Here is a 14,185-nt window from a genome sequence, read left to right as displayed (position 1 = left end):
CTTACAAAAATCAAAAAGAACCGTCCCTATTGATTACCGTCCCTATTGATTACCAAAAAGAACCGTCCCTATTGATTACCAAAAAGAACCGTCCCTATTGATTACCAAAAAGAACCGTCCCTATTGATTTTAATATAGGCGGTTCCTCTACCAGATCCAACCTTTTTGATGTATCCCTCTTTCAGTAAATCCGAAAGTGCTTTTTCAATGGTTGTGACACTGATATCCGGATAAATGTCTGCAATCTCTCTCTTTGAAAGTTTATGAACCTTCTTATCAAAAATATCTTTCACTCTTTCTGATTTACCCATTTTATCTACAGCTACGGTTTCTACCCTATCAGAGAAGTCCCTATAGGCCTTCAATAAAATACTTAAGTAGTACTTTACAAAAGGTAGATAATTGTTCTCATTTTCATGCCAGCCTATTGAACTTTCTTGAAGGGTTTCATAATAACTTTCCTTGGTGCTTTCAATTAACATCTCTACACTGACATACTTTCCTACAATATAGCCTTGCTGGTATAAAAGTAAAAGTGTTATGAGTCTGCTCATTCTTCCATTACCATCATTAAAGGGATGAATACTTAGAAAATCTAATACAAACTTTGAAATTAAAATTAATGGGTCAATTCTTCCATCATTAATAGACTCATTATAAGCACTGCATAATTTCTCTACTGCTTCTGGCGTCTCAAAAGCAGATAATGGTTTAAACCGAATTCTGCGAATTCCCTTTTCATCAACTTCTTCAATAATATTGTCTTGATTTTTATATCGTCCCCCATTGCTCAATGGATGAAAACTATAAAGGTCTCTGTGTAATTGTAAAATTACACTTGACTTTAATGTTATATAATCGTAATTTTCATGTATTGTATTAAGAACTTCCCTGTAGCCTGCAATCTCCTCTTCATCTCTATTAATCGGTTCTGCTTTTTTTGAAACCAGTTCTTCAAGCCTGGAGTCCGAAGTAAATATCCCTTCAATTCTATTGGACGCACCGGTACTTTGAATCTTTGCTACCTCCAGCATGGCCTTGAGTATATCCGGTTTTGCCCTCATGAGCAGTTCTTGTTTACCTTTAAATTCATGGATTTTCGACACTAAATTCATGATCTCAGGAACCATTAATTCCTTATTCATTTCTCTGTAATTAAACTCTTTCACTTTTATCACCTACTTATTTTTCGCTCTATATGCATAATATTATCATAATTATATGCACATAATAAATAAAATATGCAGATAATTTTAAAAAAATCATGAGGGACGGTTCTTTTTGATTATCTTTCAATTAAGAATATATCACTTAGAATCTCTAGCATTTCATCAAAACTCGCACTTCTAATACCTAAGTTTTTCAAATCAGGTTTATCTTCCTTGAGTTGCTCAATGAACTTCATTACATCATTTTGAATTTCTTCTGAGAGTTCAATTCTGCTTTCTGGAGATACATTGGCTAGAAGTCTAAATACATCATTCTTATGTTTCTTTATATTTTTTGTATCTATATCATCTCCGACTTCTTTTCGTTCTTTCATATCCAGCCATGCTTTAATCTTAAATAGGATAACTGTTTCGATTTCAATGAGCGAAAATCCATCCACTGTACTTTTCCCTTTTAGTAATAAATTGTAATAATCATCGTTTAATAATATTGCAGAAAGACTGACTATGCTATCATCAATGTGAATAGGCGTTAGTCCTCCATTGAAACTAAGTCCAAATTTATTAGGAAGTTTACTAAAGAGCTCAATCATTTTTGGAAAAGATGAATCCTTCGGTTCAGTGAAACGGTAAAATTGATTTTCACCAGTTCCCCTCTGACGATTTTCATAACCGCCATCTTCTATAAACTTCCAGAATGTTTTTCCAAAAGAGGAATCTAGAGCCTCAATAATGAGTACTATGTCCAAATCCTTTGTTGCTCGAAATTGAGCACCAAGTTCATCCATAAGAATATCACAAGCAGTTCCTCCAATAAACACATACTGACTTGTATGATTTTCAAAATACGCTTTGAATTTTTCTAATCCGTGTACCATAGTTCACCTCTCAAAACGTCTTCTAGAGCTTGCTCCACTCTTTCATCGGTTTCATCCTTTAAAGAAGCATACAAAGAGAGTATGTCGACATTGCTACTATTAGAAAATAGTCTAGGATCATAGTCCCAAAGCTCTATTTCAACTAGTTTTTTATCTTTTATAAAATCCTTGTTTTTAACAATTTCAATCTGATTTTCATCTAACTTATTTTTTTCTATTGCAATAATAGAATGGCCTGATGGATTAATCATGGATAATACTGCCAATGCATCTAATCCAGCAGTCAAAGCACCTAAAGGCTTTGACTCTGCATAAATGATTCTTCTCACGGGAGTCTTTAGATATTCTCGTCCTCTCAAAAAGTAATCTGGATCTGAAATTCGCTTATATTCTTTGCTACGGCCCGTTTTCCCTCCAATTTCATATCTAATGAGATTCAAATTGTATAAATCATTTAACGCTCTAGAAGCTGTCATTTTATTAAGCCCTAATTTTTTTGCAAACTCAGTAGTGTTCACAACTTCTTCCCTATTATACAAGAAGTATAAATAAGCAATCTGAGTAGGTGTTGTAAACTCTTTTATTTCTTCTACAAAATATTCTTGAGCTTTTTTCAAATCAAGCCCCAAGAATGGCAAGTACATCTGTCCATCTTCAATCACAAAGGAAATTTTATTTTTAATCAAACTTTTCCTTCTATATCTAGTGATATCTTTGTAGAATAGAACAATTTGACAATTCGTTAAATTTTTAATTTGCTTCAGATGCTTTTGAAGCTGATCTATGCTAGGCATCTCAGCAATGACTTCTAATAAAACACACTGCGTTCCAAGGATTGTCATCTCATAAAAGTTATAGCTATCCCTTAAAAAAATTGGAAAGTTGCCATTTTTAAGCCACGGTTTTATGTTAATATCTTCATCGATATTTTCTTTTAAGTATGTTTCTACAATAGTAACCAATTCAATCACCCTCTAATGTAACATTTAATTATTTAAATATAACATTTTTATATTTATATTACAATTGATTTTGTTACATTTAATTAACTTAAAAAATTTATTTTAAAATCATGAGGGACGGTTCTTTTTGACCACTTTCATTTAAATCTATTTTTTTAATATTGTTTTTTATAGAACTATAATAATTAAAAAACATTCTCAATGATACATTCAAAAATCAAAAAGAACCGTCCCTATTGATTTTGATTTCGTGGAGGGACTCTAGGGCGAGAAGTATTTCTCTGTCTTCTCCCTGCTGAGCTAGGTCTTTTTGGTTTACATAATCATTCACTCCGTCTTTTACATCCTTGCTATATAGCACTACGTTGTTTAGAACTGAGCCTACCTTTACTCCTCTTAGCTTTCCTATTACAAATAGCGATGCGGTTTCCATATCTGAGCCTAGAACATTTTTCTTGTTCCAAAATTCCATTTTTTCTATCTCATCATCTATATAAAACGAGTCATGGCTTCTAGTTACTCCCACATGGTGCTCATAGCCTAGTTTCACAGCGTTGTTTTTTAGGGCTGTCAATATTTCAAAATCAGATACTGCTGGATAGTCCTTATTGATATACATAGCAGATGCCCCATCTTCTCTTACTGATGCCATGCTGATTATAAGGTCCCCTATGTTTATATCCTTTTGAACTGCTCCTGCGCTTCCTATTCTGATGAAGTACTCTCCCCCACAGTTTATCAGCTCCTCTAATGCAATCACAGCTGAGGCTCCCCCTATTCCCGTAGAAGTAACAGTAACCTGCATCCCTTTATAGCTTCCAGTCAAAGTCTTAAACTCTCTATTATTTGCTATGACTACAGCATCGTCCAGAAAGCCTCCTACTCTATCTACTCTTTGAGGATCTCCTGGCAGTAGCACCATCTTACTTACTTTTTCACACTGTATATGTGGCTGAATCATAAATTTCCCTCTTTCTAATCAATTATTGCATCTATCAAGGCTTCTGATAAAGTAGGATGAATAAACAAGCTCCTTTTTATAGCTTCTACGCTCACCTTGTTATCAATCCAAAGCCCCACATTTCCTACCAAGGCTCCTGCATCAATAGAATTTATCCATATTCCTTTTACTATCTCATCCTGTATAATTATCTTCATAAACCCATCATCATAGCTAGAATCAAGCCCTCTAAAGGTATCCTTAAAATATAGCTTTTTTACTACGCAGTTCTCAAGCTCGTGCTCTTGGCAGCCTGCTCCAGCTAGTTCATTTATGGTAAATATACATCTTGGAAGTGAGCTGTACTGAGTAGATATCTGCTTGCCCTCCCAAATATAATCAGCTAACAAAATCCCTTGCTGAAGTGCAATGTGAGCCATCCCATGAATTCCATTTATATCTCCTACAGCATAAATCGAAGCCTTGCTAGTCATGAGATTTTCATCTACCTTAATGAATCCATTATTCATCTCTAGATTTAGCTCTTCTATACCTTTTGGAATATTAGGCTTTCTGATCCCAGTCACAAGAAGGCTTTTTACTTTTAGACTTTCACGATTCGAAAAGCTAATTAAGACTTCCTCCTCTACCTTTTCAATAGCCGTAACCTCAGTATTTAAAATCAGCTCTACCCCATTATTAATAAGCCTAGCTTTGATATTTTCAATCAAATCCTCATCATTACCCTGTAATATCTGAGCTTCCTTTTCTATTACTTTGACCTTTACTCCTAGCTCGCTGAGCATAGAGGCAAACTCTATCCCCTCTACGTTTCCTCCTAGTATAGTCATTTCATCAGGTAGCTGCTTCATAGTAAGTAGGCTTTCATGACTGAGTATCACCTTATGGTCTATAGGGGCAAATCCTTCTACTGTAGAGGCCGTAGTTCCAGTAGCTAGTATAATATACTCTGTCTCAAGCTGAGCTTCATTTACCCTAACTATAGTTTCACTTACTACCTCTCCCTCACCTATATATAAATCTATATTATTTCTGCTTAGCTTATCACTTATATAACCCTCAATATTTTCCAAGGATTTTATCCCTGCCTTAAAAAGCACTTCCTTGTCTGGATTCAGCTTAAGCAGATTTTCATTTTCCAGCGCCTTCGCTTTTTCATAGCTTTTAATCTTATCCATTATCTTCTTAACTGGAAGACAGCCTGTTGCAAAAGCAGTCCCTCCTAGCTGAGCTTTCTCAACTAAAGCAATTTTTTTGCCTTTCTTGCTTGCAGATAGAGCAAAATAAAGTCCAGCAGCTCCAGAGCCTATAACTACAGCATCATACCTCACTTTAGTTCCCCTTTCTCTTCATCAGCTTCTTTTGAGCTACCATAAATAGTACTAGCACAGTAGCAACATAAGGAATCATCTGAGTAAACTGCGAAGCTATTCCTAGTGACTGCATCCTGATTCCCAGTGCATCAAAGAATCCAAAAAGCAAGGATGCTCCGTAAACCTTTATAGGATTTGACCCACCAAAAATAATAGCGGCTAGTGAGATAAAGCCTTTACCTGCGCTCATATTTTCAGTAAATAGAGTAAGATATCCCAGCGAAAGATGAGCTCCTGCTATCCCACAGAAAACTCCACCTAAAATAGATGAAATGTACTTTATTTTCTTAGGATTAATCCCTGCCGTCTCTATAGCCTCTTCATGCTCTCCTACCCCTCTTATCCAGTAGCCATAAGGAGTTTTGTAAAGCAAAATATATATAAGTAACACAAGTATCCAGCTTACATACACTAAAATCGAGTGATTGTTAAATATCTTATCCAGCACCTCAATTTTATCCAAAAATGGAAGATGCAAATCCGGAAGCGGCTTGATATCTGGTGAAGAAAAAGCACCTTTCACGCCAAAAATACTTCTAAGTAAAAAAACTGTAAGTCCACCTGCAAAAATATTAATAGCGATACCTATAATAAACTCATCTGATTTTAATTCAATAACAAAGAAGCCAAATAAAGCCCCTATAACAATTCCAGAAATAATAGCAAGAACTACACCCATAAAAGAAGAGGCAAAAAAGTAGCTTCCTAATACTCCGAAAAAAGCCCCTATAAGTATCATGCCCTCCATACCTATATTTAGTATCCCTGCATGCATGGTAAGAAGACCGCCTAGAGCTGCTAAAATAAGGGGAGTAGCTGTTCTGATGGTATTTTGTAGTAGAGCCAAATCAAATATATCCTTCATTATTTCACCTTCCTTGCTTTATTTAGCTGTCTTCTTTTTAATATCTCCTTAAATCCGCTCTCACCTGCTATAAATAAAATGATAACCGACTGAATAACTAAAATAAGTTCAGAAGGAACCCCTGTATTTAGCTCCATAGCATTTGACCCCGTCTTTAAAATCGCAAAGAATAGCGACATCAGCACTATCCCTACAGGATTGTTCTTAACAATAAGAGATACTAGCATCCCATCAAAGGCCAATCCCTTTGAAATGTTTTGCAAAAATCTATAATGAGTTCCATATACCTCAAAAGCCCCTGCTATACCACATAAAGCACCAGAGATAATCATCGCCCAAATCATATACTTCTTATTATTTATCCCTGCATACCTAGAAAAAATGCTGTTTTCTCCTACTATCTTAAAGTTGTAGCCATATGAAGTCTTTTTCATTAAGTAATAAATCAAAACTGCAATAATCATAGTATAAAAAATACTGGTATTTAGCTTGCTCATAGCTACTAGCTTTGGAAACTTGAATCCCTCAGCTATCATATCAGTTCCACCCATTTTCCCTTGAGATGCCTGAAATGGATAGTTTACTAGATATCCAGTAAACATAATTGCTATACTGTTAAACATTATCGTAGTAATAACCTCATCTATGTTGTAATACACTTTCAAAAGCGCTGGTATAAAAGCATAAAGCCCGCCTACTACCATAGCCGCTATCACTGCTAATACTATCCCTGCCACCACAGGAAGCTCTGTAAAAGTAAACCCTACATAAGCAGCAGCAAAAGCTCCTAAATAAAGCTGACCTTCACCACCTATATTAAAAATTCCACTTTTAAATGAAATAGCTGTAGCAAGTCCAGTCAGAATAAGCGGTACTGTTTTTGCTAGAGTAGTTGCAAGCAAATACTTTGAGCCTAGAGCTCCACTTACTAGAGCCATATAGCCCTGCACCGGATTCTTTCCATTTAAAATCATAATTCCAGCTCCGAGAACAAGAGCTAGAAATATCGCAATAAAAAGAGAACCCAGATATTCTAATTGTTCATTAAACTTTCCTCTCATGCCTACACCATCCTAATTCCTATTTCCAGTCATATAGTAACCAATGTCAAGCTTCGAAATCTCTCCATTTTTAAATTTCCCAGTAATATTTCCTTCATAAAGACAAAGAATCCTGTCAGATAGCCTAAAAATCTCATCTAGTTCAGCAGACACAAGAACTATAGCGCAGCCCTCGTTTCTCTTTTTCACTATCTGCTCATGGATAAACTCTATAGCCCCTATATCCACCCCTCTAGTCGGCTGAGAGATAAATAAAATCGGAGTATCAAAAGAAAACTCTCTAGCTATTATCACCTTTTGCATATTACCACCTGAAAGCGAGCCCATTTTCACCTCTTCAGATGCAGTTCTCACATCAAACTTCTCAATTAAATCCTTGGCATACTTTTTTATACTCTTTCTCTTTAGCTGAATACCCTTTGTAGCAAACTCCTCGTTGTGTTGTTTGCCCATTAGGATATTGTCCTCTATACTAGAGTCCTTGCTCATGCCAGTTGTCAATCTATCCTCAGGGATATGAGATGTTCCCATTTCTCTTATTTTCTTAGGTGATAAATTCGTAGCCTCTTTATTTTTTATATATACCTTGCCCTTTTCTACTTTTCTAATTCCTGTAAGAGCCTCTATAAGCTCACTTTGTCCGTTTCCTTCTATTCCAGCTATTCCTAGAATCTCTCCAGCTCTCACTCCAAAAGATATCCCCTTTATAGCGTCAAATCCCCTGTTGTCCTTTACCCATAAATTATCCACCTGTACTAAAATATCGCCATAGGCATCATTTTTATCTATCTGCTCAAATAGTACCTCTCTTCCAACCATCATCTCTGCTAGTATCTTCTCAGTGACATCCTTTGTATTTTCTACTCCTATGAGCTTTCCTGCCCTCATGACCCCTACTCTGTCTGATATCTCAATTACCTCATTTAGCTTATGAGTTATGATAATAACAGTCATATCCTTTTCCTTTACGAGCTTTTTAATAACTGCAAACAGCTCCTTAGTTTCCTGAGGAGTAAGCACAGCTGTAGGCTCATCTAGAATCAAAATATCTGCTCCCTTATATAGAGCCTTTAGTATCTCAACTCTCTGCTGTAGCCCTACTGAAGCATCCTCTATCTTTAGCTTTGGATCTACCTCTAGTCCATATTCCTTTGATAGACTTATCACCTTTTTATTTGCTTCATCCTTGTCTAGAAATACTCTGTTTTTTCTGAGCTCTTTACCTAGAACTATATTTTCTGCAATAGTAAACGATGGCAGTAGCATAAAATGCTGATGCACCATACCTATTCCATTTTTTATAGCTGTAGATGGACTAAAATCCTCAATCTTCTTACCCTTAATCCATACCTCTCCCTCTGTAGGCTGGTGAAGTCCATACATAGTTTTCATCAGAGTAGATTTTCCCGCTCCATTTTCTCCTACTAAAGCATAGATTTCTCCTTTTCTTACATCTAGAGTTACATTGTCGTTTGCAAGCACTCCTGGAAACCTCTTAGTAATACCTATTAACTTAATAATCTCTTCGCTCATACCTAGCTCTCCTTATATCAACCTAGAAAAAAAGAAGAAGCGAGCTTCTTCTTTTTACAATCCTAGTATTAGTTTGCCTCTGGAACCTCTATATCTCCTTGGATTATCATAGCTGTAAGCTCTTGTATCTGATTCATAGCCTCATCAGACACTAGCTTTGGCATATCCTCAGTTCCATAAGCTATTCTTACACCGTTTTCTTTTGCTCCGTACTCATAAACATTACCAGATTCAAACTCACCCTTTTGAATCTTCTCTATAGTTTCATAAATAGAAATGTCCACACCTTTAATCATACTTGCAATGATTGCATCTGGATTTATGTATCTTTGGTCAGAGTCCACACCTATAGCAAACTTGCCTGTATCCTTTGCTGCCTCAAACACACCTTCGCCAGTTTTACCAGCAACTTGGAAAACTATATCAATATCTTTTGCATATAATGCAAGAGCACTTTCCTTACCTTTAGCAGGGTCTTCAAAATCTCCAGCAAAAATAGTCTCAACTTGGATATCCGGATTGATATACTTTGCTCCAGCCTCATAACCAACTTGGAAATTTCTGATTACTGGTATATCCATACCCCCAACCATACCTATCTTTCCAGTCTTAGATTCCATAGCAGCTAGTGCTCCTGATAAGAAAGAACCTTCATTTTCCTTGTAGTCTATGCATGTGATATTTTCTACATTTTCAATAACATTGTCGATATAGATGTACTTCTTGTCAGGAAACTCAGCTGCTACCTCTTGGATTACATCATAAAACTCAAAACCAACTACAACCACAACATCACTTGCAGTAGATGCCTGAACTAGCTGGTCAGTATATAGAGTAGGGTCATTCTTACACTCAAGTACCTTGCCTTCTACTCCTAGCTTTTCAATTGCCATCTTTAGACCTTCATTACTTGAATCATAAAAAGATCTGTCACCTAATCCTCCAGCTACTACTAGAGCTACCTTAAGCGCACTAGCTTCCTCTGTCGCTGGCTCTTCACTTTGCTCAGCTGGCTGATTGCCTGCGCAGCCTACCATCACCATAGCCATAATCAAAAACATACTTACAAATCCAAATATTTTCTTCTTCAAATCCTTCTCCTCCTTATGTATATTTTAGCCAAATCGGCTTAATACCGCTCACTTTCTCTTTCATCAATCAGAGAATCAATATCCAGAATCTCAATCTTGTCTCTATATACACTTATGTAACCCTTGTCGTGGATATCCTTAAGTATCCTATTTATACTTCTTCTAGTAACCACAAAGTGCTCACTGAGATGGTCTTTGCTGATGTAAAACTTGTTGTGCTCTTTCTTTACTCTGCTCTCATAAGAAGTGATGAGATAATCGCAGATTCTAAACTTAAGTGAATACAGGGTATCAACTATAGCCTTCTTTGAAAGTTCGTAGCTAGTCTTACATAGACTTTTTAATATATAAATCGCTACCTCATTATCACTGTTAATCCATTTCTCAAAATAACATTTTTTCAGCCTTATAAGCCTTACTCTGTTCATAGCCTTTATCTCGCATACATAGGGCAAACTGTGAAATATCTCTAGCTCACCAAAATAGCTTCCTTCTTTATATACAGACTGGGAATAGGTTTTCCCCTTCTCCGAGGTATGGTAGATATTGATGCTTCCTTTTAGAAGCACACAAAAATATTCATAAACCTCATTGTACTTGCAAATGACCTCATCCTTTTCAAAATCCAGCACTTCCCACTTATCTAAAATATCCGGCTTTGAATTTAAAACAAGCTTGAACATAGGATAATCTTTTCTAAACAACTCCTTCAACTCTTATCCTCCTCATCTGCTTAATTTCATTATAGAATTAATAAAAGGGTTTCTAAAGGACATATGTCCCGAATGGAAATTATAAAAAGAGGTCTAATATTTTTCTTAATAATTAGACCTAATAGATTCACTAAACAGTCTGGGGTTTTTTATTTATGTATGATTTATAGGGATAAAATAAAAGAATATTATTTTGATAAATAACAATTTCAAAAATAAGTAAAGCCGTATATACTACAATTATTGTTTTAATTCCTCTTGAGATATTAGTGTTTATGGTATATAAGCTCAGAATACTTAATAAAAAATGTGACATCACCCATCTATCAGACAAACCCTTAATTTTTGAAGTAAACTTTAGCGATTTAAATAAACTGAATGGCAATATCTTTTCTACCATATCAAATAACTTATACCAAAAATATACACCATCCATCTTGATGACTTGTATTTCTGGGGATATGAATATTAGATTAGGCAGTCTTGGAAATTATTATAAAATCTCAGAACAGCTAAACCCCCATGTACATTCTGTCATAGTAATTCGCATAGTCACCTGAAATGATATTCTCAATCCAATTAGTATTATCAAGGTACCATTGAATTGTTTCTTTCATACCTTGTTCAAAGGTATATTGTGGCTCCCATCTAAGTTCAGTAGTAATTTTAGTATTGTCAATTGCATACCTTCGATCATGACCTGGACGATCTTTAACATACTTAATCAGATTTTCTGACTTTCCAAGAGTATTAATAATTAGTTTTACTATTTCTATATTAGCTTTCTCGTTATTTCCACCAACATTATAAACTTCTCCATCTATACCTTTATGAAGAACTGTGTCAATTGCTGAACAGTGATCAGAAACATGGAGCCAATCTCTTACTTGCATTCCATCCCCGTATACAGGAAGATTTTTTCCTTTCATACAGTTATTAATCATCAATGGTATTAGCTTTTCTGGAAATTGATATGGACCATAATTGTTACTACATCTTGTAATATTAACAGGTAATCCAAAAGTTTCATTATAAACTCTAACAATCATATCTGCACTTGCTTTTGATGCTGAATACGGGCTGTTTGGCATAAGAGGCATTGTCTCTACAAACATACCTGTTTCACCAAGCGCCCCATAAACTTCATCAGTAGAAACTTGAAGAAATTTAACTCCTTCTTTATATTCTTTGCAATATTTGTCATCAGGATTGATTTTCCAGTATTTCTTTGCGGCATCTAAAAGTACTTGCGTTCCTATGATGTTAGTCGTTAAAAAAACTTCTGGTTCATCTATACTTCTATCCACATGAGACTCTGCTGCAAAATTAACTACCAAATCTATATCTTGAGTATTAAAAATCTGCTCTATTACCTCTCTATCTCTAACATCTGCTTTAACAAATGTATAATTAGAAGCTGTATCTATATCAGAAAGATTTTCAAGATTTCCAGCATATGTTAATGCATCTAGATTTAAAATATTATACTTTGGATACTTTTCAACCATCATCTTGACAAAGTTACTACCTATAAATCCAGCTCCACCTGTTACTAAAACGTTTTTCATCTGAGTTCACCTTTCTTTTTATGGATTATAGCTCTTCTAACAACGACAATATATATTGACCATAATCTGTCATCTTAAGGCTTTCTCCAACTTCTCTAAGCTTATTATCGTCTATAAATCCTCTTCTCCAAGCTATCTCTTCAAGGCATGCAATATAAAAGCCTTGTCTTGCTTGTACTGCCTCTACATATTCAGCAGCCTTAAGCATTCCTTCTGGTGTTCCAGTATCAAGCCATGCCATACCACGCCCTAAAAGAACCACATTTAAATCCTTCTTTTCAAGGTATACGTTATTTATTGAAGTAATCTCAATTTCTCCACGTTCAGAAGGCTTTACATTTTTAGCAATCTCAACTACGTTATTGTCATAGAAGTACAAACCTGGTACAGCATAATTTGATTTAGGTTTCTGTGGCTTTTCTTCTATTGAAACAACCCTGCTATTATCATCAAACTCGACAACTCCAAAAGATTTTGGGTCTTTAACTGGATATCCAAAGACTATCGCGCCTTCTTTAAGATTACTTGCATCTTTTAATTGCCTAACAAAATCTTGTCCGTAAAAAATATTATCACCTAAAATTAAACAAACACTCTCGCTTCCAATAAACTGTTCGCCCAAAATAAAGGCATCCGCAAGCCCTCTTGGTGTGTCTTGTACTTTATACTCAATTTGAATACCTAAGTTTAATCCATCACCTAATAGTTTCTCATAAATAGGTGTGTCCTCTGGAGTTGAAATAATAAGTATTTCTCTAATTCCTGTCATCATCAAAACTGAAAGAGGATAATAAATCATTGGTTTATCATAAATAGGTAATAATTGTTTTGATATTGCTTGTGTCATAGGATATAGTCTAGTTCCCTTCCCACCAGCTAAAATAATTCCTTTCATCAAATCACCTCTTATCTCTTAATAATTTCACAAATTCTATCAACATCTTCTAGTCCTAAATCTGAATATAATGGTAGTGTCAGTACATGCTCCGCAATGTGTTTTGCTACTGGAGTATCATCAACATTATATTCGTCCTGATAACACTCAATAGCATTTGTAAGTGGATAAAAATATTTTCTTGTAATAATATTATTATCCTTTAGTTCTTCAAAAACTTGATTTCTATCTTTCTTGAAACCATCGAATATAACTGGAAAATACGCATAATTACTCTTGACTCCTTTTTGTGGCTTAGACAATATTATTCCATCAATATTACTTAAGTTTTCATAATACCGATCAACTACTAACTTTCTTTTTTCGATTTCCTCATCTACATGTCTTAAATTGCATAAACCCATAGCAGCTTGAAATTCGTTCATTTTAGCATTTCCGCCAATATACTCGATGGTTTCAGGACCAGTAATTCCAAAATTCTTGATATCATTTAAAACCTGCTGAAGTTTGGGATTGTTATATGTGAGTGCCCCTCCCTCAATTGTGTTAAATACTTTTGTTGCATGAAAACTAAACATGGATACATCTCCAAAGTTTCCAATACCTACTTCGTTGACAGTAATACCAAAAGTGTGAGCGGCATCATAAATTACCCTTAGATTATACTTATCAGCAATTCTTTGAATTTCTTCAATGTTACAGACGTTCCCATATACATGCACTGGAATAATTGCACTTGTTTTTTCCGTAATCAATTTTTCTATTTTGGTAACATCAATTGTATAGTCTTCAGAATTAATGTCACAAAAAACTGGCGTTAGCCCGTTCCTGAAAATAGCATGAGTTGTTGAGACAAATGTATAAGGTGTAGTTATAACCTCACCGGTAAGATTGAGAGCAGCAATGGCGCATTCTAATGCTAGGTGTCCATTTGTAAACAAAGTTATATTGTTTGTTTTCAGATAATTATTCAGCTTGTCCTCAAGTTCAAGATGTTTCTCTCCCATATTTGTTAACCAGTGACTTTCCCACAAACCTTTTATTTCATTAATATATTCTTCTAATGGAGGCATGGAGGACTTGGTAACTAATATCTGTTTTTTATTACTCATCACC

At 35.2% G+C, this 14,185-nt stretch carries 13 protein-coding genes; all 13 read right to left on the bottom strand.

What is annotated here, in order from left to right:
- Positions 1 to 101: 101 nt before the first annotated feature.
- Positions 102 to 1,169 carry a Fic family protein gene (locus B5X47_RS05650; RefSeq protein WP_242951007.1) on the bottom strand — a complete coding sequence of 356 codons (1,068 nt, stop codon included), beginning with the start codon at positions 1,167 to 1,169 and terminating at the stop codon, positions 102 to 104.
- A gap of 116 nt (positions 1,170 to 1,285) precedes the next feature.
- Positions 1,286 to 2,047 (bottom strand): hypothetical protein, encoded by a 762-nt coding sequence (locus B5X47_RS05645; RefSeq protein WP_079589215.1) that lies wholly within the window; start codon positions 2,045 to 2,047, stop codon positions 1,286 to 1,288.
- Positions 2,032 to 3,009: a MarR family transcriptional regulator gene (locus tag B5X47_RS05640; protein WP_079589214.1), complete on the bottom strand. Its 978-nt coding sequence runs from the start codon at positions 3,007 to 3,009 to the stop codon at positions 2,032 to 2,034. Before B5X47_RS05640 ends, B5X47_RS05645 begins: the two co-directional genes overlap by 16 nt.
- A 217-nt stretch (positions 3,010 to 3,226) precedes the next feature.
- The gene (locus B5X47_RS05635; protein ID WP_079589213.1) at positions 3,227 to 3,970 is read right to left on the bottom strand and encodes a nucleoside phosphorylase; all 744 of its coding nucleotides are present in this window, start codon (positions 3,968 to 3,970) and stop codon (positions 3,227 to 3,229) included.
- A gap of 14 nt (positions 3,971 to 3,984) precedes the next feature.
- Complete coding sequence (locus B5X47_RS05630; protein ID WP_079589212.1) at positions 3,985 to 5,301, bottom strand: dihydrolipoyl dehydrogenase family protein; 1,317 nt, start codon at positions 5,299 to 5,301, stop codon at positions 3,985 to 3,987.
- Between the two features lies 1 nt (position 5,302).
- Positions 5,303 to 6,208 carry an ABC transporter permease gene (locus B5X47_RS05625; RefSeq protein WP_079589211.1) on the bottom strand — a complete coding sequence of 302 codons (906 nt, stop codon included), beginning with the start codon at positions 6,206 to 6,208 and terminating at the stop codon, positions 5,303 to 5,305.
- Positions 6,208 to 7,269 carry an ABC transporter permease gene (locus B5X47_RS05620; protein WP_079589210.1) on the bottom strand — a complete coding sequence of 354 codons (1,062 nt, stop codon included), beginning with the start codon at positions 7,267 to 7,269 and terminating at the stop codon, positions 6,208 to 6,210. Before B5X47_RS05620 ends, B5X47_RS05625 begins: the two co-directional genes overlap by 1 nt.
- Before the next feature lie 12 nt (positions 7,270 to 7,281).
- Complete coding sequence (locus B5X47_RS05615; RefSeq protein WP_079589209.1) at positions 7,282 to 8,802, bottom strand: ABC transporter ATP-binding protein; 1,521 nt, start codon at positions 8,800 to 8,802, stop codon at positions 7,282 to 7,284.
- A 68-nt stretch (positions 8,803 to 8,870) separates the two neighbouring features.
- On the bottom strand, positions 8,871 to 9,893 hold the full coding sequence (locus tag B5X47_RS05610; RefSeq protein WP_079589208.1) for a BMP family lipoprotein: 1,023 nt from the start codon (positions 9,891 to 9,893) through the stop codon (positions 8,871 to 8,873).
- A gap of 38 nt (positions 9,894 to 9,931) precedes the next feature.
- Positions 9,932 to 10,606: a Crp/Fnr family transcriptional regulator gene (locus tag B5X47_RS05605; RefSeq protein ID WP_079589207.1), complete on the bottom strand. Its 675-nt coding sequence runs from the start codon at positions 10,604 to 10,606 to the stop codon at positions 9,932 to 9,934.
- 512 nt (positions 10,607 to 11,118) lie between these two features.
- The gene (gene rfbB / locus B5X47_RS05600) at positions 11,119 to 12,174 is read right to left on the bottom strand and encodes a dTDP-glucose 4,6-dehydratase (RefSeq protein WP_079589206.1); all 1,056 of its coding nucleotides are present in this window, start codon (positions 12,172 to 12,174) and stop codon (positions 11,119 to 11,121) included.
- Positions 12,175 to 12,199: 25 nt separating this feature from the next.
- Positions 12,200 to 13,069 (bottom strand): glucose-1-phosphate thymidylyltransferase RfbA, encoded by an 870-nt coding sequence (rfbA, locus tag B5X47_RS05595; protein ID WP_079589205.1) that lies wholly within the window; start codon positions 13,067 to 13,069, stop codon positions 12,200 to 12,202.
- Positions 13,070 to 13,080: 11 nt separating this feature from the next.
- A complete protein-coding gene (locus B5X47_RS05590; protein WP_079589333.1) occupies positions 13,081 to 14,181 on the bottom strand; it encodes a DegT/DnrJ/EryC1/StrS family aminotransferase in 1,101 nt (366 codons plus the stop codon).
- Between the last annotated feature and the right edge of the window lie 4 nt (positions 14,182 to 14,185).

This window comes from Acetoanaerobium noterae (genome assembly GCF_900168025.1).
In the GTDB taxonomy this organism is placed as follows: Bacteria; Bacillota; Clostridia; order Peptostreptococcales; family Filifactoraceae; genus Acetoanaerobium; species Acetoanaerobium noterae.
The sequence above is the reverse complement of the archived record's forward strand: the minus strand, read 5'-3'. Positions and strand labels throughout refer to the sequence as shown.

Bases quoted from the DNA above. Each gene is read 5' to 3' on its own strand.
- B5X47_RS05645 (WP_079589215.1), bottom strand. From the start codon at position 2,047: ATGGTACACGGATTAGAAAAATTCAAAGCGTATTTTGAAAATCATACA.
- B5X47_RS05635 (WP_079589213.1), bottom strand. From the start codon at position 3,970: ATGATTCAGCCACATATACAGTGTGAAAAAGTAAGTAAGATGGTGCTA.
- B5X47_RS05625 (WP_079589211.1), bottom strand. From the start codon at position 6,208: ATGAAGGATATATTTGATTTGGCTCTACTACAAAATACCATCAGAACA.
- B5X47_RS05620 (WP_079589210.1), bottom strand. From the start codon at position 7,269: ATGAGAGGAAAGTTTAATGAACAATTAGAATATCTGGGTTCTCTTTTT.
- B5X47_RS05615 (WP_079589209.1), bottom strand. From the start codon at position 8,802: ATGAGCGAAGAGATTATTAAGTTAATAGGTATTACTAAGAGGTTTCCA.
- rfbB (WP_079589206.1), bottom strand. From the start codon at position 12,174: ATGAAAAACGTTTTAGTAACAGGTGGAGCTGGATTTATAGGTAGTAAC.
- rfbA (WP_079589205.1), bottom strand. From the start codon at position 13,069: ATGAAAGGAATTATTTTAGCTGGTGGGAAGGGAACTAGACTATATCCT.
- B5X47_RS05590 (WP_079589333.1), bottom strand. From the start codon at position 14,181: ATGAGTAATAAAAAACAGATATTAGTTACCAAGTCCTCCATGCCTCCA.